Genomic DNA, 23,350 nt, shown 5'->3' on the forward strand with positions numbered 1-23,350 from the left:
ATCCAGTCGTCCTCGGCGCCGGATTCCGTGCTCGTCGAGCTGGCCCGAGAGACCGAGGCCCTCGGCCCGGCGGCGGGGGGGGGGGGGGCCCCCCCCCCCGGCCCCCCCGCGGACCAGACTGTGGCGGGGAGCGTGACGGGTCGCGTCGTATGTCCACCATGCGCCGTCGAACCAGGCCTCGAAGACGGCGTGGAAGTCCATCGGGGTCAGCCCGGGTGCGTACACGGCGACGAAGCGAGCCGGGATCTGAAGGGCCCGGCACAGGGCCGCGCCCAGATGCGCGAAGTCGCGGCACACACCCTGCCCGGTGAGCAGCGCCTCGGTGGCGCCACTGTGCACGTTGCTGGCGCCCGGCACATACCCCACCCGGCGGTGAATCCAGTCGGTGATCGCCTCGACCCGGGGTCGTCCGGGCGGCAGTTCCCCGAACTCGGCGACCGCGAATCCGACCAGTTGGTCTGACGGGCAGTAGCGGCTCGCCCGCAGATAGGTCAGCTGTTCCAGTCCCGGCAGCGCGGCCGACCCGGCCGACCCGGCCGACGCGAGTGGAACGGGTGGTGCCGGTGGGACGAGCACCGCGCCGAGTTCGGCCCGGTAGGACACCGACACCAGGCCGGGCTCCGCCCGCAGGACATGGACGCGACCGCGGTGCGGGGCGGCCCACTCGGTGGGAGCCGGCCGCACCTCGTGGCCCGCGGTGATCATCAGGTGTTCGTCCCGGATCACTCGGCCGCCCGCGGCGGCGATCTGGACGGCGATCTCCGCGGGCTCGCTGACCTCGAACGTGAGGTCACAGCTGATCACCCGCTCGGTCGGCCTGCCGTCGAACGGGTCGGACGGTCGCCCACTCGCGGTGTGTGGATCAGTCATCACGCGACGTCACCCCGAATTGGACCGGTCCGCCAGCGTGGCCGACCGGACATGAAACAGGGCAGCACGCGGCAGAACCGCGTGCTGCCCTGTTTGTGCAGCCGATGCGACGTCAGGCGAGCTGAACGTTGTCGGCCTGCGGGCCCTTCTGGCCCTGCACGATCTCGAACTGCACGTTCTGGCCCTCGTCAAGGGACTTGTAGCCATCCGCGATGATCGCGGAGAAGTGGACGAACACGTCCGGACCGCCGCCGTCCACAGAGATGAACCCGAAGCCCTTCTCCGCGTTGAACCACTTGACGGTACCCTGCGCCACGATCGATCTCCTTGCAGCTGTCCCGGTAGACGTCTCTCGTCTCCCGGTCTCGCACCGGCTGCGGAATTATTCCTCATCCGGCCGTTCCGTTCGACGATGCATGACGTTCATACAGCGGAGAACAGACAACGACACCACCCTACCCGTCCCGGGTGCCGAATGTCCCGGCGCACGCGGTCCAGGTTGTCCGTGGCCGGGCGGACGCCCCGGTGGTAACGGCAGGTTCGTACCGGCCACGGGGCGGTCCCGCCCCGCCGGCGGATGCCCCGACGGCGACTGCCTGGGGATGGTTTGTCATGTTATGGGGCGATAGGCGGGTCGCGGGCGCGGGCGGGGTGGGGGCGGAGGTGTGAGGTGGTGCGATCGACAGCGTGCCCGCCATCCACCGAGCTCCGTCCGCCGGCGCCGGGCCGTCCCGCAGGAGCGGTCCGGCCCGCTCGCGCCAGGCGGGATCTGCTCCGCCGCTGCGTCCTCCCGGTCGGCCACGGCCGGTCGGGAGGGGCCTCCCGTTCATTCCAGGTACGGGGGCCCATCGGGCCCACCGCCCCCCACGCCCCTAGTTCTGGCTGGCCCGCACCGCATCTCGCCACGATGTGATCGTGTCTCCTCGGGTGGCATCCGAACGTCCGGTACATCGTGATCGCGCCAGCGGAGGACGTCCGTTCTCGGCCGGGCGGCTATCCCCGACCCGGCTACGGCCGTGGCCGCGAGAAAGCCGCCTCCCGCGTATGCCGAGGCTTGTTGGGAGTGCGGGGGCCCTGTTCCCTGAACAACCCTCGGCATGGCACTGAACACCCCTCGGCAGGAGTCGCTGATCCGCCCCGCGACGACTCTGCCCGGTCGCCGGAAAATCGCAAAAAAGGGTAAGTGACAACAGGGGTGACAAGAAGAGCGGGTGGGGTCCGAGCGGGTGTGGGCGGTCGTCAGGCGGAGGGGGACGCCGATGTCGGGGCGGCGGTGCCGGGGATGGCGCGGTCCGATGGGCCGTGGCGGGTCCAGCGGTCCTCGATGTGTGCGAAGCGCCAGACGGCGAGTGCGATGACCCAGGTGACGATGAAGACACCGACGATGGTGTAGCCGGCGTAGTCGAGATTGATACCGGCGATCCAGGCCAGCGGGCCGGTGGAGATGTCGAGGCGGTCCGCGAGAACGCCGACGAGTTCGATGGTGCCGATGACGAGCGCGACGACGACGGAGATCGTGGTGATCGTCAGGTTGTAGAAGATCTTGCGGACGGGGCGGGCGAAGGCCCAGCCGTAGGCGGCGTTCATGAGGACGCCGTCTACGGTGTCCATCAGGCACATGCCGGCGGCGAACAGGACCGGCAGCACGAGGATCGTGTAGAAGGGCAGGCTGAACGCGGCGGCGCCACCGGCGAGGACGAGCAGGCCGACCTCGGTGGCGGTGTCGAAACCCAGACCGAACAGAACACCGATCGGGTAGATGTGCCACGGTCTGGTGACGGTTCGGGTCAGCCGGCCGAGGAAACGGTTCATCAGACCGCGGGAGTCCAGCTGCCGTTCGAGTTCCGCCTCGTCGTAGTGCCCGGCGCGCAGGTCGCGGAACACCCGCAGAATGCCGAGCAGCGCGGCCAGGTTGAGGATGCCAAGAATCCACAGGAAAACGCCCGACACCGATGGTCCGATGACACCGGTGATGGTGTGCAGTCGGGAGGAGTCGTCCGTCACCGGTCCGAGCAGGGAGCGGACGCCGACCGAGAGCAGGAAGGTGAGCGCGAAGACAACGCTGGAATGTCCGAGGGAGAACCAGAAACCAACCGACAGCGGACGGCGGGCCCGGGGGAGCCCGGCGTCCTCGCCCGCGATGCTGTCGGCGAGGAGTTTGCGGGTGGTGTTGTCGACGGCGGCGATGTGGTCGGCGTCGAAGGCATGGCGCAGGCCGAAGGTGTAGGCGAGAACGCCGACGCCGGCGGTGAAGACCCGGTGGTCGCCGCCGAGTGCGTAGCTGTGCGGGGTGACCAGGGTGAACAGGGCGACAAAGCCCACGGCGTGCAGCAGGACGACGAAGGTGCCCATGCCGGCCAGCGAACGCCGGTCGGCGGCGGTGAGGCTTTGTCGGAACGAGGCCGGCCGGGCGGCGCCGGGCGCGGAGCGGGCCATGCGATGCCTCCTTGCTCGCCGGGGCCGAGTGATCGCCGAAGTCGGTCATGTCCGGCTGATGCGGCCTTCGCGACTATCCTGCAGATGCGACAGGGTTGCAAATGGCTTGACCTGTTCGGCGCGGTCACCATTGCCGCAGCCGAAGGTCCCGCGTCCGGTGTGGGTGGGTGGGTGGGTGGTCCGTCGGGTCCGCGTCGCGGATGCCCGGTCAGTGCGGGTCGGATCGCAGCTGTGTCACGATCTGGGTGTCGGGTATATCGGCATCTTTTCAAGATCGAAAAGGGTGGTCGGGCGCGTGAGCGGTGCTCAGTTGGTCATGGGAGCAAGTGGGTTTCTCGGCTCACATGTGACCCGGCAGTTAGCCGAGCGTGGCGATGATGTGCGGGTGTGGGTCCGGCGGTCCAGCTCGTCGAAGGCCTTCGACGACCTGCCCGTGCGGCGTCACCACGGCGATCTCACCGATGACGCGGCGCTGCGCGAGGCGATGCGCGGTGTCGACACGGTGTACTACTGCATCGTGGACGTCCGGGCGTCGCTGCGGGACCCGGCGCCGCTGTTCGCCACGAACGTCGACGGCCTGCGACACGCCCTGGACGCCGCCGTCGAGGAGAAGGTGCGGCGGTTCGTCTTCTGCAGCACCGTCGGCACGATCGGTCGTGCCCCCCAGGGTGGTCCGGCGAACGAGGATCATCCGCATACCTGGGCGGAGCTGGGCGGCCCGTACATCCGGTCACGGATCGCCGCCGAGGAGCTCGTCCTGCGTTACTGCCGTGAGCGGGATCTGCCGGCCCTCGTCATGTGCGTGTCGACGACCTACGGACCGCAGGACTACGGCACGGCGCACGGCCAGATGGTGGCCGATGCGGCGCGCGGGCGCATGCCGATTCATTTCGGGGGCGCGTCGATGGAGGTCGTCGACATCCGAGACGCGGCCCGGGCCTTCCTGCTCGCCGCGGAGAAGGGTCGCGTCGGCGAGCGCTACATCATCAGTGAACGGTACATGTCCTGGCGGGACGTGCTGGTCACCGCGGCCACGGCCGGCGGCGCGAAACCACCGCGGTTCGGCGTGCCACTCCCGATGCTCAAGGTGATCGGCCGTGTCTCGGACGTCGCCGCCCGGGTGCTGCGCAAGGATCTTCCGATGAACAGCGTCACCACCCGTCTGATGTACTTCATGCCGCCGTTGGACCATGCGAAGGCGACCCGTGAGCTCGGCTGGCATCCGTCCCCGACCCCGGATGCCATCCGTGACGCCGCCGTCTTCCACCTCGCCCAGGAACCGGCGGCCGCACCGCGTTAGCGCATCCTGGCGTAGCGGTGGGATCGCGGTGGTAGAACGCTCCTTGGTCGTCCCGATGGGGCGTTCCGATGGGGCGTTCCGACCCGAGGAGAATCCGTGCAGGCACTTGTCCACGATCCGCACCAGCCGGCTGGCCTGCGTCTGGCGGAGACGGCGGACCCCGTCCCCGGCCCCGACGAGGCGCTGGTCGAGGTGCGGGCGGCCTCGTTGAACTACGGCGAGGTCGCCTATCGTGGGCTGCACGCGAAGCCCGGTGAGGTGCACGGGTGGGATGCGGCCGGGATCGTCGTCGCCGCGGCCGCGGACGGTTCCGGCCCGCCGGTCGGCACGCCGGTGGCGACCTTCGGCTGGCGTGGGGCCTGGGCGAGTCTGCGGGCGGTGGCGACCGCGGAACTGGCCGTGCTGCCGGCCGGGCTTGACCTCGCGGTGGCCGCCGCGACTCCCGTCGCCGGGGTGAGCGCGCTGCGGGCGGTCCGTCGCCTCGGCGCGGTGCTTGGCCGGCGGGTGCTGATCCTCGGTGCCTCCGGTGGGGTGGGGCGTTTCGCCGTGCAGTTGGCCGCCCGGGCCGGCGCGGACGTCGTCGCCTCGGTCGGCAGCCCCGCCCGCGGCGAGGGCCTGACGGATCTCGGTGCCACCGAGATCATCGTGGGCCCGACGAGTCTGGCTGGCACGGTGTACGGCGTGCTGGACAATGTCGGCGGGCAGCAGCTCGCGGACGCGTTCGCCCGCCTCGAACCGGCCGGGATCGCGATAGCCATCGGCAGGGCGTCCGGGGAGTCGACCACCATCGACTTCGAGCAGGAACGCCTCGGCTCCGCCGGTAAGCGCATCGAACCGTTCATCATGGGGGGTGGCGTCGGCGACGATCTCGCCTATCTCATCCGGCTGCTCGAACGTGGTGAGCTGGACCCGCAGATCGGCTGGCGAGGTTCCTGGCAGCGGGCGCCGGAGGCCGTCGAGGCGTTGCTGTCCCGCCGGGTCGCCGGTAAGGCCGTCCTCGAGATCCCGGGCTGAGTCCAGCCGAACCTGGCCTGGAACGCGTCAGCCCTGGAAGGGGGCTGGAACGGGAGTCGGGTCGCTCGCGGTGCGCAGGGCGGCGAGCTCCCGGGCGACCCGTTCGGCGTGCGCACGCTCGTCCGCGCGGGCCCGGCGGGGGCTCCACCGGCCACTCAACAGGGCGACGGACGGCAGGAACACCAGCTGGCCGCCGATGCAGATCCACCACCAGCGCTGCCACTGGCGCGGACCGTCCCGCTGGGCCCTGGCGACGCTGGTGCCGTGTGCGCTCAGGTAGGCGAGGTCCGCCGGGGCGATCGCGGCCCGCGCGGCGGCCAGGATGTCCCCGTAGCGCTGGACGAGAACCAGGTCGGCGCGTACCGCCGGGTCGTTCAGGCTGGTGAGCAGGCTGATCGCGGCGGCCTGATCCACGTGGAGCACCCGGACGAGGTCGCCGAGGGCGGCGCCCACCGCGGCCAGATCGGCCGGGTCGGTCTCGAGTGTGCGCAGGGTGGCGGGCCTGATCGCCCGGGCCGCGGTGATCTGTCGAGCACGTGTCCGGACCGCCGTGGCGGCGGCCGCGGCTCGCGCGGGGCTCGCCCCCTGCTGGGCTGCCACCTCGCGTAGCGCGTTCGCCAGCGCGCCGATGTCGTTCGGGTCGCGGGCGAGGACGGCCGACGTCCGTGCGTCGAGCGCCGAGAGAACGGCGACCTGGCGGGGATGAGCGGCGGCGATCGCCCGCACCCGCTGCCCATGGTCGACCAGTGTGGACGTCGAGGGCAGCGTCGCGAGGAGGCCGACCAGGCCCAGCGCCACGACCAGGCGCAGGATCCATCCCCAGAGCGCGAGCCCTCGCGCGGTGGCGGCCGGGCTGATTCTCTCGACCGTCTCGGTGAACGCCGCCATCCAGGCGACATAGGTCAGGCCGCCGCCGACGGACATGATGACGAAGTAGCCCGCTATCGTGTGATAGCTGGCGTCGGCGCGTGTCGCCGAAAGCGCGAACAGGATGTTTCCCGCCACACTCAACGCCGTGCCGACGACCATGAACGGTTTGCGGACCCGTAGCCGGTCCGTCAACAGACCACCCACCACCAGGGCGATCGCGTTCGAGATCCAGAACCAGTTCGCCAGGGCGTTGGCCCGCGATTCCGAATAGCCGTAGGTCGTCGCGAAGTACACGACGACGAAGCCGACCAGGGTGTAATAGAGCAGAAGGAAGACCGCGATCGCGAGCGCCGACACGAGCACGTGTGGACGGGCCACCCGCCGCCACGACCCCTGGGCGGTCACGGCCGGATCGAGCCCGCTCGCCCGGGCCTCGACGAGGCTCTGGTCCCGCGGGCTCACCATCAGCTGATCGCGAAGGCCTGGCGTGAGCTCGCGCAGACCGCACGCGGCGGCGCCGAGGACGACCACCCCGACAACCCCGCAGACGTGGAACTGGAAGCGCCAGTTCGGGTGCTGATCGAGGGTGTTACTGGCGATCACGGTGCAGGTCAGGCTGCCCAGCACCGGCCCCAACGTCCAGAAGCCCATGGCGAGCCCCCGGCCGAGCTGCGGGGAGAAGTCACGGACCAGGGCCGGCGTGGCGACCAGCGCCATGCCCTCGACGAAGGCGAGCGCGGACGCGAGCACGGCGAACCAGAGCCGGCTCGGGGCGTTCGGCAGCCCGAACAACACCAGCAGGGCGACGGTCAGCAGCCCACCGACGACCAGGTTCGCCCGGCCGAACCGGTCGACGAGCCCGGCGAACAGGGCGGCGAACGCGCCGGCGACATTCGCGACGATGGCCATCACCACGAAGGTCGTGAACGAGAAGTCGTAGTTCCGGATGATCTGGGTCGCGACCGTGCCCTGGGTGTAGAGCGCATAGTAAAGATAGATGGTACTAATGACCGCGATAGTCAGGCAGCGACGGCGATACCGGGCGTTCGGATAGTGCTCCAGTTGGCGCCACCCTGGCCGTCCGCCGCCGTGGGTCGCCGCCGACGGGCTGTCCCCGGTGCTGCGCGCCGTCAGCTCCACCGCTTTCCCCGCACAATCATGGGACGAGGGAAGAAAAGCGCCGCGGGGCGGCATCGAACTGTCGGTGGCGGCGAAAGAAAACACCGGATCTACCACGGCGCGAAATGCTAGGCGGTCGATGTCCCGCCGACAAGCAGCAGGGGAGTGGCGAGGATGAGCAGTCCGGCCACGGCGATCGCGGTGCGCGGGCTGGTCGCGTCGGCGAGCAGCCCGCCCAGGGCGGTGAGTGTGGCGATGGCGGCGCTGGTGCTGATCGACCAGGCGGTCAGCGTGCGGGCGACCCGGTCGCGTGGTGTCCGCTCGAGCCGGTAGGCGGCGAGTACCGGGGAGTACAGACTCATGCTGATGATGATCGCGAGTTCGACGACCATCACGGTGATCAGCCCGCCGATGCCGGGCTGGACGAAGGCCAGCCCGACCAGCCAGAGTGCGCGGGTCGTACCGATGACCCGGAACACCCAGCGCTGACCGCGGCGGGCCACGACCCGCCGGGCCAGCCGCGAGCCGATCAGCCCGCCGAGGCAGGGTGCGGCGAACGCGAGCCCGTACTGCCACGCCGGCATGCCGAACTCACCGAGCAGCAGCACCGCCAGCAGCGGCTCGGTCGCCATGATCAGCCCGTTGACCAGCATCTGGTTGACGAACAGCGCCCGCAGTTCGGGGTGCGCCCACAGGTGCCGCCAGCCCTCGAACACCCCGCCCGGCGGGTCCGCCCGCCGGGGGTGGCGGCCGGTCGCGGGCATGTCACGGTGATCCGGGCCGGCAGTGCTGCCGGCCCGCGGGCTGTTCCCGGTCGCGTGGTCGGTGCGGTCCCGGGCCGCGGACGGGTCGCGTTCGGCCGCCCGGTCGCGGCTCGCGGCGACGCCGCCGGCGGAGAGCAGGTAGCTGACGGCGTCGGCCAGCACGGTGGTGACCGGACCGAACAGGCCGATCGCCGCCCCGCCAAGCGGCGGCCCGAGCGCGAGCGAGCTCCAGTTCGTCGATTCGAACCGCGCGTTCGCCACTACCAGGTCGGCGGACCGAACCAGCTCCTTGAGGCGGGCACCGCTGGCCGCGTTGAACGCGATCTTCGCCGCGGCGGCCACGATCGAGACGATCAGCAGTTGCGCGAAGCCGAGCCAGCCGAGCGCGTAGGCCAGCGGAACCGAGATCATCGCCGCGAACCGGACCAGGTCCATCCCGATCATCACCGCCGCGCTGCGACGGGCCTCCACCCACGGGCCGAGCGGCACCGCGAGCAGTGCTCCCACCGCCGGCCCGACCGCGGCCAACGCCGATACCTGCGCCGCGCCCGCGTGCAGCACCACCACGGCGATCAGCGCGAAGGCACCGAAACCCAGGGCCGTCCCGTAGGCACTGACCGCGTAGGACGCCCACAACCACCGAAACCGCCGTCCCAGAGACTGTCCGGGCACCCGCGCTCCTCTCCAGCGTGCGATTTTGCTCGAAAGTGGTCCTGGCCGAAGCTACGGTGATGAGGTGGTGGCCAGGGGAGCGTGGCGATGACGACTCGATCGGACGGCGAGGGCTGGCCGGCTGGCCGGCAACGGCCACTGTTCCTCTACGACGGGGACTGTGGGTTCTGCACCCGCTCGGCCCAGTTCATCCGATCGGCGGTGCGCCCCACCGTCGACATCGAGCCCTGGCAACGCATGCCACTGGCGACGTTGGGTGTCAGCGCCGGGCAGGCCGGCCGCGCCGTCTGGTGGATAGGAGCACACGGGCAGCGAGCATCCGGTGCGGCGGCCATCGCCCTCGTGCTCGGTCGGTCCGGCCGGGTGGGGGCGCGGGGAGCGGCGTGGCGGATCGCCGGACGTGTTCTCGCGGTTCCGCCGGTCTCCTGGGTGGCTGCCGGGGTGTACCCGGTGGTGGCGGGCAATCGCCATCGTCTACCCGGCGCGACGGCCGCGTGCGCCGTCCAACCCGGTGGTGCGCCAGGCAGGTGAGCGGCCAGCCGTCGGCGCCATGGCCAGCCGGCCAGCCGGACGGCCGAGGGAGCCGGCTACTCGCCACCACGCGGGTCACCCGCGGGGGTTTCGCCGCCCTGGGCGTCGGCGGGCCGCGCGGGGGCAGCGCCGTGCAGGGCGCTCAGGCAGAAGGCCCAGACCTGCTCACCGATCTGCCGGCCGGATTCGGCCCGGGGGGCGTAGGAGCAGTGGTGGTAGACCGATTCGACCAGCCTGGTGATGAGATCTGCGCTGCGCTGCGCGCTGCCGACCGGGAGCTGGCCCGTGGCCTCCGCGGCCTTGATCTCGCGGGAGACCAGGTCGGCGAACGCCCACCGGGCCTGCACCGACTCGGTGGGATAGTGCTGATGGAGCCGCCAGCGTTCGCCGCTGAGGAACCGCCCACCGGCCGTCGCCGCGCCGGGTGAGTCGAGTAGGGCCAGCGTGGCGACGATGTGATGGTGCAGCCGGTCGACCGGGTCGCTGATCTCGGCGGTGGCACGCTCGTGCCAGGTCGCCTGCTCGACCACCAGCTGCTCGTAGACGGCGAGCAGGACATGGTCCTTGCTCTCGAAGTAGCGGTAGAAGGTCTGCATCCCGATGCCGGACTCCTTCACGAGTTCCTGCATCGTGAAGGAGCCATCGCCATGCTCGGTCAGAGTACGCGCGGCGGCGACGATCGCCTTGATCTGCTCCAAGCTCCGTGACCGTGACCGCTGCACCCTCGGCGACCGATCCGCAGCGCGTTCTGCCCAGGACATCCGTCGACAGTACCGGCGATCGGATGACGTGCGGCTGTCAGCCCTGACCAAGGTCGGTTCCGGCGGGTGCAGCGAGTCGGCCACAGCCCTTGCGTGGCGGTCGGACCTGGTCGCCCCGACCGGGCACCGCCGCGGCTGCCCGAGCCATCCTGTAGATCAGATTAATCGCAGTTGGGAAACGGGCTATATCAGGTTGGTAGAAGTTGCTTGCCGCTTTGTGTCGTGCCAGCATTCGACTGCCTGACCAAGGTGGGAGCCGGGTGGGCCGGGACACGCATGATCCGATGGTGTGCGCATTGCTGCGTGTGGTGCTCCGTGTGCGGACTGTCATGTGCGGGCGGTCGTGTGGGCTTGGTTCGACTCCCGTAGCAGGTTATCGACGGCACGGAGCGACGGACTCAGAGATTAGGAATCATATGCGGACAGCTTGGAATCGGTTGGGCACGCTTGGTCGTCGCGGCGCTTCGGGGCAGGCTCGGCCCGCTCGGTCGGGTCCTCGCGCCGGTGCGGCTGTGGCGGCGGTGTCCGCGGGCGTGCTGCTGGCCGTCGCGGCCGGCTGCGGCAGCAGTGGTAGCGACGGCGGGAGCGGCGGCGCGAGCGCGGCCGACGCCTCGTCCAGTGCGGCCCTGCTCGGTCCGGCGGCGCCGGCCTCGGGCGCGCCGGTGAAGATCGGCCTGATCTCGGACGGCAAGGCCGCGTCCAGCGACACATCGGTCGAGCTGCGGGTCGCGGAAGCGACGGTCAAGTACTTCAACGCGCACAAGGCCGGCATTGGTGGCCGGCCGATCGAGCTGGTCACGTGCTCGACCGCGAACGAGGCCAGCAAGGGCACCGACTGCGCGAACCAGGCGATCGAGCAGAAGGTCGCGGCCGTGGTCGTGGGTGCCTCCGCGGTGGCCCAGGCGGTGTGGACGCCGCTGCACGCGGCGAAGATCCCGGTGCTGTTCTACTCGACGAACGACCCGGAGCAGCTGAAGGACGCCCAGTCGACCTTCACTCTGGGTGACCCGAACACCCTGGTCGCGGACGCCATCCTGCCCTTGGCCGCGAAGGCGAACACCAGGAACCTGACCGCTGTCGTCATCGACGTTCCGCCGGCGCTGGCCCAGTTCGAGGGCGCGAACGCCGAGGCGTTGAAGAAGGCCGGCATCAAGCTCAAGCTCATTCCGATTCCGCTGGGCACCGCGGACATGACCCCGCAGCTGCAGAGTCTGTCGGGTTCCGCGCCGGGTGTGGTGGAGGTCGTCGGAAACGACTCGTTCTGCATCAGTGCGTTCAACGCGCTGCGCACGGCCGGTTTCACGGGCCCGTTCTTCGCGATCCCGCAGTGCATCTCGGATGCGACCCGCAAGGCGGTTCCCTCCGATGTGCTGGAGCGGATCACCGTCGGGGCGGCCGCACCGGTGAACAACGACAACCCGTCGACGCGGCTTTACCAGGCCGTCGTGGATGCCTACGGCAAGAACATCAAGGCCGACGATTCATCCGGACTGAACATGTTCTCGGAACTGAGCGCCTTCCAGGTCGCGCTGGCCGACATCAAGGGTGACATCACACCGGCCACCGTGATCTCGACGTTCAAGTCGATGCCGGAGAAGGAGATTCCCGGTGCCGGCGGTCTGAAACTGCGCTGCAACGGCAAGGCATACCCTGCCACGCCCGCGCTCTGCGTCCGTGGCAGCCTGACCGCGCAGCTCGACGGCAAGGGCAACCCGGCCTCCTACCGGGTCGTCGGCTACACCCCGATCCCCTCCTGAGCGGGTACCTGCCGGGCGGCATCCTGTGTGTGGTGGCCCGCGAGTGGCGCTGCGGCGACGGCCGGCCCTGGGCACTGAGCTGAGTCCGGGCCGGGACCGTCGCCCTACCTGAACGCGGCTGCTGGCTTGGTCGGCTGTGCCAGCGCACGCGACACCCGATGCCAGGGGTCACGCGATCACGCAATGTGACCGCGCGACCCCTGGCATCTTCAATCCGGACATAAAACCCCATAAGCGTGCAAACGTCATTATCGATTTCTGGTGATCGCGTTTATCGTCTGGGTGAAATTTGCCTCCGAATGTATGGCATGTCACACTTGACCTCCCCGGCGGGTGCCATCCGGGCTGGTGGGGCGTGCTCGGTCCGTCTGGAGTCCGGACCCCCCTGGTGCCTATGTGTGCCTTCGTGCGCCGGCGACTGTGAAGCGACGGACAAGCGGACTGGGGATCAGATGCGGACATTCGGAAGTCGGCTCGGTACGTTCGGTCGTGGTAACGCCCCACGGCGGGTCCACCCCGGGGGCTCAGGGCCCCGTCAGAGCGCGGTCGTGGCGGCGTTATCTGTTGGCGTGCTGTTAGCGGTGGCGGCCGGTTGCGGGAGCAGCGGCAGCGATGGTGGTGGCGCCGACGCCTCGACCTCGGCGAGCGCCTCGAGGAGTGCCTCCCTGCTGGGGCCGGTGGCGAAGGCCTCGGGGGCCCCGGTGAAGATCGGCGTGATCTCGGACGGCAAGGGCGCCGCCAGCGACACGTCGGTCGAACTGCGGGTGGCCAGCGCGTCGGTCAGGTACTTCAACGCGCACAAGTCCGGTATCGGCGGCCGGCCGATCCAGCTGTGGACATGTGTGACGGCGAACGAGGCCAGCAAGGGCACCGACTGCGCGAACCAGGCGATCGAGCAGAAGGTCGTGGCCGTGCTGGTCGGTGCCTCGTCGGTCTCCAACGCGGTGTGGGCATCGCTGCACGCGGCGAAGATCCCCGTGCTGTACTTCTCGACGACCGATACGGAGCAGCTCAAGGACTCCCAGTCGACCTTCTCCCTGGGCGACCCGGTCGGTTTCATCAGCAGTGGAATCCTTCCGTTGGCCCAGAAGGCCGGGACCAGGACCCTGACCGGGATCATCATCGATGTTCCACCGGCGCTGACCTCGTTCCAGGGCGAAAGCGCCGAGGTACTGCGCAAGGCCGGGATGACCTTGAAGCTCATCCCGATTCCGTTGGGCACCGCGGACATGACCCCGCAGCTGCAGGGCCTGTCGGGTTCCGCGCCGGGTGTGGTGGAGGTCGTCGGGAACGACGCGTTCTGCATCAGCGCGTTCAACGCGCTGCGCACGGCCGGTTTCACCGGTCCGATCTTCGCGGTCTCGCAGTGCATCTCGGACGCGACCCGCAAGGCGGTTCCGGCGGATGTCCTCAGGCGGGTCACCGTGGTCGCCGTCTCGCCGGTGAACAATGACAACCCGTCGACCCGCCTCTACGAGGCCGTCGTGGATGCCTACGGTAGCGATATCAAGACGGATGACTCGTCTGGGCTGAACATGTTCGCGCAGTTCAGCGCGTTCCAGACCGCACTCGCCGACATCAGGGGTGACATCACGCCGGCCACGGTGACCGCGGCGTTCAAGTCGATGCCGGAGAAGGAGATTCCCGGCGCGGGTGGGCTGAGGTTCCGTTGCAACGGCAAGGCGTACCCGGCCACGCCGGCGGTCTGCGTCCGTGGTGGTCTGACCGCGCAGCTCGACGGCAAGGGCAACCCGGCCTCCTACCAGGTCGTCGGCTACTCCCCGATCCCGTCCTGACCGAATCCCGCGACGCGCGGCACGGATGGCACACGGTTGCACCGGCAGCGCACACAGCACGTGCGGCTCGGGCGGCGAGCGAGACGTCGGATCGGTCCGGTTCTGGTCGACCGGCCCGGCCCGGGGAACTCGATGGGCTCCGCTCCACGCGGATTCGGTGGAGCGGAGCTCGGCCGGGTAGCGATGCCGCTGCTCACCGCACTCGCCAGTGCGGCGAGGCCGGGTTCCGTTACTCCCGCAGCGGAACCCGGTCTCCGGGGCGGCGCAATACAGTACCGGGCGCAGCGAGTCCGAGCCGGCTCGTTGGTAGAAGTTGCCCCCGGATGTATGCCGTGTCACTATTCACTGCCCAGACGGGGTGTCATCCGGTCCAACCGGGCGCGCGGTCGCTGCCGCGATGTTCGGCGCGGCTCGGATGTACCGCGTAGGGAAGTCCCGTAGGGCAGTGCGGAGTGACGGACAAGCAGACTAGGGATCATATGCGCACAGTTGGGAAGCAGGTCAGCACGCTCAGTTGCTGTGGTGCCTCGAGGTCGGCGCGACCTGGGCGGTTGGAACCGCGCGCAGGCGTGGTCGTGGGGGCATTATCTGCTTTACCCGCGGGTGTGCTGTCAGCGGTGACACCGGTATCGGTACCTGAGTCACAGGTTCAATGCTCTGTGTGCGGCAATCCTCACTCGCCGTACTTCCCGAACTTCCCGGTTTCGACCGTCGTCCTGACCGGTCGGCCGCTTTCCGGATCGTCGACCACAGCTCGAGACTCGCGTGAGTGGTTCACTGCTGAGTAGGACCATCCCGGGGCTGGTTCGGCCCGGGATACCCCCTGACCACCGACTGCTCACAGTTGACGATCTGCCAGTCGAGATTCGCCACTCGGCCTGCATTCAGGCGGCGGCCGCTGCGTCGATCGCCGGAAATGGACCGGCGAGACCCGCCGGAACGGGACAGCGTGTACCAGGCGCAGCCCGACCAAGGACCGATCCGACCAGCACACCATTCGGGAGTACGTGATGCACCATGTCGGCTCGTTGCTGCTCGGGCTTGGAAACGGGGGCGTGTACGCCGCCCTCGCGCTCGCGCTCGTACTGACCTACCGAAGTTCCGGAGTCATCAACTTCGCGACCGGCGCGGTCGCGATGTACGTCGCCTACTCCTACGCGTTCCTGCGTAACGGAGAACTGCTGGTCCTGATCCCTGGCCTGCCGACCTCGGTGGATCTCGGCACCGAACTGGGCTTCGTCCCGGCACTGCTGCTCGCGTTGGTGATCGGATCGCTGTTGGGCGCGGTGCTGTATCTGGTCGTGTTCCGACCGTTGCGGGAATCACCGCCGCTCGCTCGAGCAGTGGCCTCGCTTGGCGTCCTGGTCGTCATCCAGTCGGTGATGGCCATCCGGGTCGGAACCTCGCCGGTGAGCGTCGAGGCGATCTTCCCGACCGACCGCTGGCAGAGCGGCTCGCTGACGGTGCTCGCCGACCGCTTCTACCTGGCGGTCACGGTCGTCGTGCTGACCATCGTGCTGGCGGCGCTGTTCCGCTTCACCCGCTTCGGCCTGTTCACCCGGGCCGCCGCCGAGTCCCAGACCGGCGCCTACGTCAGTGGCATCTCGCCCGACCGGGTCTCGCTGTACAACTGGATGATCTCCGGGACGGTCGCGGGTGCGGCCGGCATCCTGATCGCCCCGCTGAGCCCCCTGTCGCCCTCGACCTACACCCTGTTCGTGGTGCCGGCGCTGGCCGCCGCGGTCGTCGGCGGCTTCCAGGGCCTCGTGTCCACGGTGCTCGCCGGTCTGGTCATCGGCATGGTGCAGTCGGAGGCACTCACCCTCTCCGCCGACCACTCCTGGCTGCCCGGTTCGGGTGCCTCTGCCCTGGTGCCACTGCTGGTCATCCTGATCGCGCTGCTGGTCACCGGACGGGGCATCCCGGTTCGTAGCGGCCTGGTGCGCCAGCCGCTGGGCCGCGCACCGCGTCCCCGTTCGCTGACGCTGCCGACGGTCTCCGGTGCCGCGATCGGCGTGATCGCCCTGCTGCTCACCTCCGGGACCTGGCGGGCGGCGGTGATCGGTACGTTCATCGCCGCGATCCTCGGTCTGTCGCTGGTGGTCGTCACCGGCTTCGCCGGCCAGGTCTCCCTCGCCCAGCTCGCGCTCGCCGGAGCCTCGGCGTTCAGCCTGTCCGGACTCACCCACAGCTGGCACATTCCGTTCCCGTTCGCCCCGCTGCTGGCCGCGCTGGTGGCCACCGTCCTCGGCGTCGTCATCGGTCTACCCGCACTGCGGCTACGCGGACTGACGTTGGGCATTGTCACGCTCGCCCTCGCCTACGCGATCGAGGCGGTCTGGTTCCGAAACTCCGACCTTGTCGGTAGCTCCGGTGCCAAGGTCTCCGACCCGTCGCTGTTCGGGTGGAACATCGGTATCGGCAGCGGCGAGGCGTTCCCACGTCTTCCGTTCGGCATCCTGTGTCTGCTGGTCCTGGTCGCGGTCGCCTGGGGCGTCGCCAAGCTGCGGATGAGCTCGCTGGGCTCGGCGATGCTCGCCGTGCGCGCCAACGAGCGGTCGGCCGCCGGTATCGGCGTCAACGTCGTGCGGGTCAAGCTGATCGCCTTCGCGCTGGCCTCGTTCATCGCCGGTCTCGGCGGTGCGCTGCTGGCCTACCGCAGCAGCGTCGTCACCTTCGACTCGTTCACCGCGATCGGTGGTCTGACCCTGCTCTCCACCGCCTACCTCGCCGGCGTCACGTCGGTGTACGGCGGCATCACCGCCGGCATCATGGCCGGCACCGGCATCGTCTACATCGCCATGGACCGGTGGATCGACTTCGGCGACTGGTTCTCGGTGATCTCCGGCTTCGGTGTCATCCTCGTGCTGCTGACCCAGCCCGAAGGTATCGCCAGCGGTGGGCACGACCTGGTCGCCCAGGTCCGTAAGCGGTTCGGGGCACGCAAGGCCGCCACGGCGACCACCGAGGGCGCCAGTGCAAGCACCGCCGACGGTGCCGTTCCCGCCACCGTCGCTGCCTCCGCCGCGGCGGGGACCGCGACGGCGCAGACGTCCTCGACCGACGCCGCCGCACCGGCACCGGTGCCGGCCGAGCAGAACGCCGCGCTGCTCAGCGGCGCCGACCGGGTGCCTCTCGATGTCGAGGGCGTGACGGTTCGCTACGGCGGCGTCGTCGCCGTGTCGGACGTGTCGCTGCGCATCGCTCCCGGGCAGATCGTCGGACTGATCGGGCCGAACGGCGCCGGCAAGACCAGCGCCATCGACGCGATCACCGGATTCGCTCGGGCCAGTGGCACCGTCCGCCTTGGTGAGGAGCGTCTGGACACCCTCGCGACCCACGTCCGGGTCAAGCGGGGCCTCGCCCGTACCTTCCAGTCGATCGAGCTGTACGACGACCTGACCGTGTCGGAGAACGTCAGCGCCGCGCTGGCCGGGGTGCAGGCCGACCATCGGCATCGCACCCTGGCGGCGGCCCTCGACCTGGTCGGCATCGCAGACCGGGCCGACCGGGCGGCCGGCGAGCTCAGCCAGGGCGAACGGCAGCTGGTCTCGATCGCCCGTGCCATCGCCACCGGACCGCGGGTCCTGCTGCTTGACGAGCCGGCCGCGGGTCTGGACACCACCGAGTCCGCCTGGCTCGGTGAGAAGATCCGCTCGATCAGCCGCAGCGGTGTCGGCATCCTGCTGGTCGACCACGACGTCGCCCTTGTCCTGGACGTCTGTGACCACATCTACGTGCTCGACTTCGGCAAGGTGATCGCGTCCGGTAGTCCCGACGAGATCCGGGCCAACCGGGCGGTCGCGGACGCCTACCTCGGCAACGTCCACGATGGCGAGGGAACCGAGAGCGAGCCCGCCGAGGGTGGCGGCGCCGCGGGCACAGGCACCGAGACGCCCGCCCCCGCTGCTCCGGCTACCGCTTCTTCGGCCCCCGCTGCTCCGGCTACCGCTGCTCCGGTCGCTACCGCGGATGCCGTGGCGCCGGCGGCCGAGGGGGCCGCGGGCAGTGAGACCACGGTGGCCAAGGACGAGACCACAGTGGCCAAGGACGTCGTCGCTGGTGGGACGGCTCCCGCTACCAGCACGCTCGACGGCAAGGCACCCAACAGCAGGTCCCACGAGGACGGGGCCGGCTCGAGCAGCAGCGTTGGTGGCGAGGACGCCGCCGACGGTACGGTCGACTCCGACGCGACGGTGGTGACGTCATGACATCCGCTCTGACCTGCGAAGCACTGACGGGCGGGCGGGGCTCGTCCGAGGTCTTCCGCGGCCTGGACCTCAGCGTCGCCCCGGGGAAGGTGCTGGCCCTGCTCGGGCCGAACGGGGCCGGCAAGACCACGCTGCTGCTCACCCTCGCGGGCCTGCTCCCGTCCCGCAGCGGCAAGATCTCGGTGAGTGGGACCCGGCTGCCCAGCGGCAAGCCGGGGGCGGCCAACCGGGCCGGTGTGGTTCTTGTTCCGGACAACCGGGCGTTGTTCACGCAGCTCAGCGTCGAGGACAACCTGCGCGCGGCGGCCCGCCGGCAGGGGCCGAAGCCACGGGCGATGCTCGAACTGTTCCCGGACCTGGAGAAGCGCTGGACCGTTCCCTCCGGTGCGCTTTCCGGTGGCGAGCAGCAGATGCTGGTGCTTGCCCGGGCCCTGATCCAGCAGCCGAAGGTGCTGCTCGTCGACGAGCTGAGCATGGGCCTCGCGCCCCTGATCGTTCAGGCGCTGTTCCGGACGGTGAGACAGGTCGCCGACGATCAGGGCTGCGCGGTCGTGCTCGTCGAGCAGCACGTCAACCTCGCGCTGCGGATGGCCGATGACGCGGCGGTGCTCAGCCGTGGTGCGCTGGTCCTGCAGGCGCCGGCGGCGGAACTCGCCGCCGAACCCGAGCGGGTCGAGGCCGCCTACTTCGGCGCTGGCCGCGAGGAGAAGGCGCCGGCCTCCGCCGCTGCCTGACCGGTGAAGTTTCCACGGACGCCCCGTCCGCCAGCCGTGAACCCGCTGGTGGACGGGGCGTCCGTCGTGGTGCCCGACGCGTGGAACTACCGAGGTGCGTCCTCGAAGGTGATCGCCCCACGCAGGATCCGACCGGCCTCGAGGTCCGCGTAACCGTCGTTGACCTGATCGAGGGTGTACGTCCTGGTGATCAGTTCGTCGATCTTCAGGGTGCCGGCCTTGTAGAGGTCGAGCAGCCGAGGGATCGCCGTGCGCGGGCTCTGCGAGCCGTACAGACAGCCGCGGATCTGCTTGTTCGTCATCGCGAACGTGAACAGGTCGAGATCGGCCACCTTCTGACCGAACGGTGCCACCGACGTGATCACGCAGGTGCCGTCCTTGCCGGTCAGGCTGAGCGCGGGCTGGAGCAGGTCCGAGGTCATCACGGAGAACGCGCAGATCACCGAGTGGCACATGGCGCCCGCGGTCAGTTCGCGGATCGCGTTGGCGGCTTCCTCGATGGACGCGAACGCGTGCGTGGCCCCGAAACGCAGCGCCTGCTCGCGCTTGAACTCCACCGGGTCGACGGCGAAGATCAGCCGTGCGCCGGCGATCCGCGCGCCCTGCACGGCGCTGATTCCGATCCCGCCGATGCCAAGGACGGCCACCGCGTCGCCGGGCTTGACCTCCGCCCGGTTGACCGCGGAACCGAATCCGGTCGCGACGCCACACGAGACCAGCGCGGCGACCGCCCACGGCACGTCCGGGTCGATCTTCACGATGGTCGATTCGGCGAGTAGCTGACGTTCGGAGAACGCGCCGATCTGGGTGTAGCGCGCCACGGCCTCGTCGCCCAACCGGTGCGCGATCCGCCCATCGGTGATCATCCCGATGTTGAACAGCTTGGCGCCGTCGTTGCACAGGAACGCCCGACCCGAGAGGCAGTACGTACACCGCCCACAGGACGGGATGAACGACATGGCGACATGGTCACCGGGGCTGACGGAGGTGACATCCGGCCCGACCTCGAGCACTTCGCCGGCACCCTCATGCCCGCAGATCACTGGGAAATGCGGCATCGGCATCGCGCCCGAGCGCGCATGCTCGTCCGAATGACACAGGCCGCAGGCTCTGACGTCGATCAGGACCTCGCCCGCGCGGGGATTGTCGATCTCGACCGTCTCGATCTTGAAATCCTGACCGGGGCCGAACAGCAGAGCTGCTCGTGTGCTGACCATGGGGTGCCGCCTTTCGCACGTCCGGCAGGCGATCGCATCCGGACGATCGACCTTGAGTAGGGCGAGACAACCATGCCATAGTGTCTCGCCGTGAGACAGTCATGCCGACGGGAGCGATCTGCGCACCAAGCGGCGGTGGGCCCACCGTGTCGCGGGCCGCTCGCGGTTACCGACCCCCGCCCTGTCGAGCAGCCGGGGCATCGGCCAATGCTGTCAGCATGACCCGACCCGGTGCGGACGCGGAACCGCCTGACGACCCGCCCTCGCGAGCCCACGACCACCCGGACCCCCAGGGCCCGCATCCCGCGCAGGGCCCGCATCCCGCGCAGGAGCGGCATCATGCGCAGAGCCCGCGGCGCGGTCAGGGATGGTGGGGCAGCGAGAGCGCGCTGCTTGACGATGCCGAGGCCCGCCGACGTCTGGTGGCCGCGGCCGGGCGCTGCGTGATCCGGCGTGGCTCCAGCCGGATGCGGATCGAGGAGGTCGCCACGGAGGCCGGTGTCTCCCGCTCCACCGTCTACCGGTACTTCCGCAGCCGGGATGAGCTGCTTCTCGCCGTCCTGCTCGATCGGGTCGACACCGCCATGGACGTGGCGCTGCAATCCCTGCCGGATCCGTACGACGCACGCGTCACCCTGGTCGAGGTGTTCGTGCGGGGCACCAGCCTCATCGACGGGGATGCGCTGACCGAGGCGCTGTTCGCCGCCGGTGGTCGGGCCAGCGGCGACTCCCTGCCACTGGCCACGGAGCCGATCGTCGAGGCTGTCTACAAGCGTCTCGAGCCGCTGCTGCTGCGCTGGCAGGACAGCGGCCAGCTGAGCGCCGACCTCGACCTGTGGGAGGCCGTACGGTGGCTGATCGCCGCCGGTGGCGCCATGATGGCCCCGCCGTGGAGCAGCCGCAGCCTGCCCGACAAGCGTGTGTTCGCCGAGACATATCTGATCCGCGCCCTGCTTCAGCCGGTCACGCCAACGTCTGACGCCGAGGTGAGTACGTCCTCGAGGCGCGACGACGGAAAGACACCGAGCAGGTAACGGTCCGGCCGGACGACGGCCACCGGGGGCTGTCTGGAACGCCCGCGCATCCGCAGCACCGTGCCGTCGAGATCCACGATGACCGGACCGGACCGCGCACGCTGATCGTCCTGGTCCGCCGACACGGCGTGGCCGATGGTCAGGGTCGTACCGCCGCGGCGGTCAACCCAGGCCCGGACCTGCGGCGTCAGTGCGACTCCAGCATCGTCGCCGAGCCCGAGCAGCACCCAGGACGACCCGAGCAAGTCGTCAAGCCGGCAGACTCGGCCGTCCTCGGTCCGGATACACGGGTTGGGCAGCACCCGCCCGGCCCAGCGGCCCCCGCCGTGTGCCCGCCGCGGCCGCGCGGCCTTCGGGAGCCGGGTCCGTGGTCGTGCGGCGCCGGAGCGCAGCGCGTGGCCGAGCCCCGGAGCGTGGGCCGCTGCGCGCAACGCGGCCCGCAGCGCGGCCGCGCGGACCGGGCTCGTCGTCTGCACGATCCGACCGGCCCGGATGGCCCGGGTGGTGATCGCGGCTACCTGGGGACGGCGCTCCCGTTCGTAGTCATCGAGTGAATCCGGATCCCGTAGTCCCGCGAGGACCTCGGTCAGCCGCCAGGCCAGCGCGGCCGCGTCCCGGATGCCCGAGGCGAGCCCCTGGCCGGCGAACGGCGGCATCGTGTGCGCCGCATCGCCGGCGAGCAGAACCCTGCCGACCCGCCAGCGGGTCGCCATGCGGGCGTGGAACGTGTAGACCGCCGCCCGTTCCACCGCGACCGTGCCCGGGTCGATCCAGGATGTGAGCAAGCTCGTGACGGTCTCCGGCTCGGCCATCCGCTCGGGATTGTCGCCGGGGAGCATCATCCACTCCCAGCGGTGCCCACCGGGCATCGGCATCGTCACCGCGGGCCTGCGTGGATCGAGAACGAAGGCGATGTCGTCGGGTACCGGCAGCGGCTCGGCCGAGCGCGTGTCCACGACGAGCCACGGCTGGACGAAGGTCCTGCCCGCGAAGTCCACGCCGATCAGCGCCCGTACCGTGCTTGTCGCCCCGTCGCAGCCGATCACCCAGCGAGCCTGCACGACGGTGTCGTCCTCCAGGCCGACCGTCACCGCGTCGGCCCCGTCGTCGATCGAGCGCACGCCCACGCCGAGCCGGACCTCAGCCGAGGGCAGCGTCGCGATCCCGGCCCGCAGCGCGGCCTCGACGGACGGCTGGTGCAGGAACACACCGACCGGAACGCCGAGTTCGGCCTGCCCCTGCCCGGCGGCGAGCAGCAGGCGGCGGTCCGGCCCGAGAAAGGTCGCCCGGGTCGACGCGCGGGTATCGGCGAGCATCTCGGCCATCCCGGGGAGCCGGACGAGCAGACGCAGCACCTCCTCGTCCAGGCCGGCGGCGCGGGGACGTGGGTAGGTGGTAGCCGCCCTGTCCACCGCGAGCACCGACACGCCCCGCTGCCCGAGAAACGCCGTCAGCACCGCTCCCACCGGACCGAAGCCAACAACCAGGACATCCTTGATCATCGACCCTCCTGTCTTCTACGAAGAGTAGAACTTCCGTGGGGTGCTGTCGAACCTTTCGGATGTGGGGTCGCGGTCGCCGGCGGTGGCGGTCCATCGGCTCGGCGGCCGGGCCGCTGGGCGAAGTCGCTGTCTGCTCGGGGTCCAACTCGACCATGCGGGCTGTGGCGGTCGAGTCGACGCTTTCGCCTGGAGTCCGCGCATTGGCGTGGCGCTTTGTGGCGCGAACCGTGTGGACTGGTCGCGCCCTGGTTCGTGTGACCGTTGGTGTGGCCTGCCTCGACCGGGTTCTTCGCCATTATGCGCATGCGCGAATGTGTACTGGCCGGACCGGGCGCGGTGATGTACTGCCTGATGGTCGCTTCGAGTGCACTCTCGGTCCATCGGGCAGCCTATCGCATTCTGGTGAGTGCCGACAGTGGCTGATGGCTGATGGCTGATGGTCGTGTTGTCGAGTGTCGATTTCGGGCGTGGCTGTTTCCTCGAGGATCTGGCTGGTCTTCGCGGGGCTGATCGGGGTGGTGGGCTTGGTGCTGTGGTTGTGCGAAGCGGTGATGGCGCATCCGTTTCGCAGATTTTCCTGACCGGTCTTGTCGGGCGCCTCCAGCGGTCGTACGATTAGAACATGCATTCGATAAAATGATGGTCGTGGACGTGCCGGTTTCTTTTCCTGGCCGGTCGGTGGACGTGTTCTGCCGGCGGGCAGTGAATGTCGCCTGGAGGTGTGTCGTGGCTGGTGTTCTCAGGTGCGTGGAAGTGGCGGCG

At 69.8% G+C, this 23,350-nt stretch carries 16 protein-coding genes; 8 read left to right on the top strand and 8 right to left on the bottom strand.

The annotated features are described in order from the left end of the window. The 3 genes from MXD61_RS24865 to MXD61_RS24875 form a co-directional block, all read right to left on the bottom strand. On the bottom strand, positions 1-870 hold an 870-nt coding region (locus MXD61_RS24865; protein WP_248815839.1), incomplete at its 3' end, for a transglutaminase family protein. A gap of 112 nt (positions 871-982) precedes the next feature. Then, positions 983-1,186, bottom strand: a complete 204-nt coding sequence (locus tag MXD61_RS24870) for a cold-shock protein (protein WP_175084660.1) — start codon at positions 1,184-1,186, stop codon at positions 983-985. A gap of 923 nt (positions 1,187-2,109) precedes the next feature. After that, on the bottom strand, positions 2,110-3,306 hold the full coding sequence (locus MXD61_RS24875; RefSeq protein WP_248815840.1) for a HoxN/HupN/NixA family nickel/cobalt transporter: 1,197 nt from the start codon (positions 3,304-3,306) through the stop codon (positions 2,110-2,112). A gap of 316 nt (positions 3,307-3,622) precedes the next feature. Here MXD61_RS24875 and MXD61_RS24880 point away from each other — a divergent pair, with 316 nt between their 5' ends. Both MXD61_RS24880 and MXD61_RS24885 read left to right on the top strand, forming a co-directional pair. After that, positions 3,623-4,606, top strand: a complete 984-nt coding sequence (locus tag MXD61_RS24880) for an NAD-dependent epimerase/dehydratase family protein (RefSeq protein ID WP_248815841.1) — start codon at positions 3,623-3,625, stop codon at positions 4,604-4,606. 96 nt (positions 4,607-4,702) lie between these two features. Then, positions 4,703-5,620 (top strand): zinc-binding dehydrogenase, encoded by a 918-nt coding sequence (locus tag MXD61_RS24885; protein ID WP_248815842.1) that lies wholly within the window; start codon positions 4,703-4,705, stop codon positions 5,618-5,620. Positions 5,621-5,647: 27 nt separating this feature from the next. Here the strand turns inward: MXD61_RS24885 and MXD61_RS24890 are convergent, their stop codons facing one another. Both MXD61_RS24890 and MXD61_RS24895 read right to left on the bottom strand, forming a co-directional pair. Next, positions 5,648-7,630 (bottom strand): MFS transporter, encoded by a 1,983-nt coding sequence (locus tag MXD61_RS24890; protein ID WP_248815843.1) that lies wholly within the window; start codon positions 7,628-7,630, stop codon positions 5,648-5,650. A gap of 107 nt (positions 7,631-7,737) precedes the next feature. Further along, positions 7,738-9,045, bottom strand: coding sequence for an MFS transporter (locus tag MXD61_RS24895; protein WP_248815844.1), 1,308 nt, complete (start codon positions 9,043-9,045; stop codon positions 7,738-7,740). Positions 9,046-9,132: 87 nt separating this feature from the next. Between MXD61_RS24895 and MXD61_RS24900 the strand changes: the two genes are divergently transcribed. After that, complete coding sequence (locus MXD61_RS24900; RefSeq protein ID WP_248815845.1) at positions 9,133-9,576, top strand: thiol-disulfide oxidoreductase DCC family protein; 444 nt, start codon at positions 9,133-9,135, stop codon at positions 9,574-9,576. Between the two features lie 56 nt (positions 9,577-9,632). Here the strand turns inward: MXD61_RS24900 and MXD61_RS24905 are convergent, their stop codons facing one another. Continuing rightward, on the bottom strand, positions 9,633-10,274 hold the full coding sequence (locus MXD61_RS24905; RefSeq protein ID WP_248815846.1) for a TetR/AcrR family transcriptional regulator: 642 nt from the start codon (positions 10,272-10,274) through the stop codon (positions 9,633-9,635). A gap of 575 nt (positions 10,275-10,849) precedes the next feature. Here MXD61_RS24905 and MXD61_RS24910 point away from each other — a divergent pair. The 4 genes from MXD61_RS24910 (at position 10,850) to MXD61_RS24925 (ending at position 18,835) form a co-directional block, all read left to right on the top strand. Further along, the gene (locus tag MXD61_RS24910; RefSeq protein WP_248815847.1) at positions 10,850-12,094 is read left to right on the top strand and encodes an ABC transporter substrate-binding protein; all 1,245 of its coding nucleotides are present in this window, start codon (positions 10,850-10,852) and stop codon (positions 12,092-12,094) included. Positions 12,095-12,663: 569 nt separating this feature from the next. Further along, positions 12,664-13,890: an ABC transporter substrate-binding protein gene (locus MXD61_RS24915; RefSeq protein ID WP_248815848.1), complete on the top strand. Its 1,227-nt coding sequence runs from the start codon at positions 12,664-12,666 to the stop codon at positions 13,888-13,890. Between the two features lie 1,010 nt (positions 13,891-14,900). Next, positions 14,901-18,101: a branched-chain amino acid ABC transporter permease/ATP-binding protein gene (locus MXD61_RS24920; protein ID WP_248815849.1), complete on the top strand. Its 3,201-nt coding sequence runs from the start codon at positions 14,901-14,903 to the stop codon at positions 18,099-18,101. Continuing rightward, the gene (locus tag MXD61_RS24925; protein WP_248815850.1) at positions 18,098-18,835 is read left to right on the top strand and encodes an ATP-binding cassette domain-containing protein; all 738 of its coding nucleotides are present in this window, start codon (positions 18,098-18,100) and stop codon (positions 18,833-18,835) included. Before MXD61_RS24920 ends, MXD61_RS24925 begins: the two co-directional genes overlap by 4 nt. Positions 18,836-18,921: 86 nt before the next feature. Here the strand turns inward: MXD61_RS24925 and MXD61_RS24930 are convergent, their stop codons facing one another. Beyond that, positions 18,922-20,052, bottom strand: a complete 1,131-nt coding sequence (locus MXD61_RS24930) for an NDMA-dependent alcohol dehydrogenase (RefSeq protein ID WP_248815851.1) — start codon at positions 20,050-20,052, stop codon at positions 18,922-18,924. Positions 20,053-20,270: 218 nt separating this feature from the next. On the opposite strand from MXD61_RS24930, the gene MXD61_RS24935 reads away from it, so the two are divergent. Then, entirely contained in the window at positions 20,271-21,086 is an 816-nt protein-coding gene (locus MXD61_RS24935) for a TetR/AcrR family transcriptional regulator (RefSeq protein ID WP_248815852.1), read from the top strand. Here the strand turns inward: MXD61_RS24935 and MXD61_RS24940 are convergent. Continuing rightward, positions 21,008-22,588, bottom strand: a complete 1,581-nt coding sequence (locus tag MXD61_RS24940) for a bifunctional 3-(3-hydroxy-phenyl)propionate/3-hydroxycinnamic acid hydroxylase (RefSeq protein ID WP_248815853.1) — start codon at positions 22,586-22,588, stop codon at positions 21,008-21,010. The two genes, MXD61_RS24935 and MXD61_RS24940, sit on opposite strands and share 79 nt — an antisense overlap. Between the last annotated feature and the right edge of the window lie 762 nt (positions 22,589-23,350).

Origin of the sequence: Frankia sp. AgPm24 (genome assembly GCF_023243055.1) — a bacterium.
Lineage (GTDB): Bacteria > Actinomycetota > Actinomycetes > Frankiales > Frankiaceae > Frankia > Frankia umida.

Bases quoted from the DNA above. Each gene is read 5' to 3' on its own strand.
- MXD61_RS24880 (WP_248815841.1), top strand. From the start codon at position 3,623: ATGGGAGCAAGTGGGTTTCTCGGCTCACATGTGACCCGGCAGTTAGCC.
- MXD61_RS24920 (WP_248815849.1), top strand. From the start codon at position 14,901: ATGCACCATGTCGGCTCGTTGCTGCTCGGGCTTGGAAACGGGGGCGTG.
- MXD61_RS24940 (WP_248815853.1), bottom strand. From the start codon at position 22,588: ATGATCAAGGATGTCCTGGTTGTTGGCTTCGGTCCGGTGGGAGCGGTG.
- MXD61_RS24925 (WP_248815850.1), top strand. From the start codon at position 18,098: ATGACATCCGCTCTGACCTGCGAAGCACTGACGGGCGGGCGGGGCTCG.
- MXD61_RS24930 (WP_248815851.1), bottom strand. From the start codon at position 20,052: ATGGTCAGCACACGAGCAGCTCTGCTGTTCGGCCCCGGTCAGGATTTC.
- MXD61_RS24935 (WP_248815852.1), top strand. From the start codon at position 20,271: ATGACCCGACCCGGTGCGGACGCGGAACCGCCTGACGACCCGCCCTCG.
- MXD61_RS24875 (WP_248815840.1), bottom strand. From the start codon at position 3,306: ATGGCCCGCTCCGCGCCCGGCGCCGCCCGGCCGGCCTCGTTCCGACAA.
- MXD61_RS24900 (WP_248815845.1), top strand. From the start codon at position 9,133: ATGACGACTCGATCGGACGGCGAGGGCTGGCCGGCTGGCCGGCAACGG.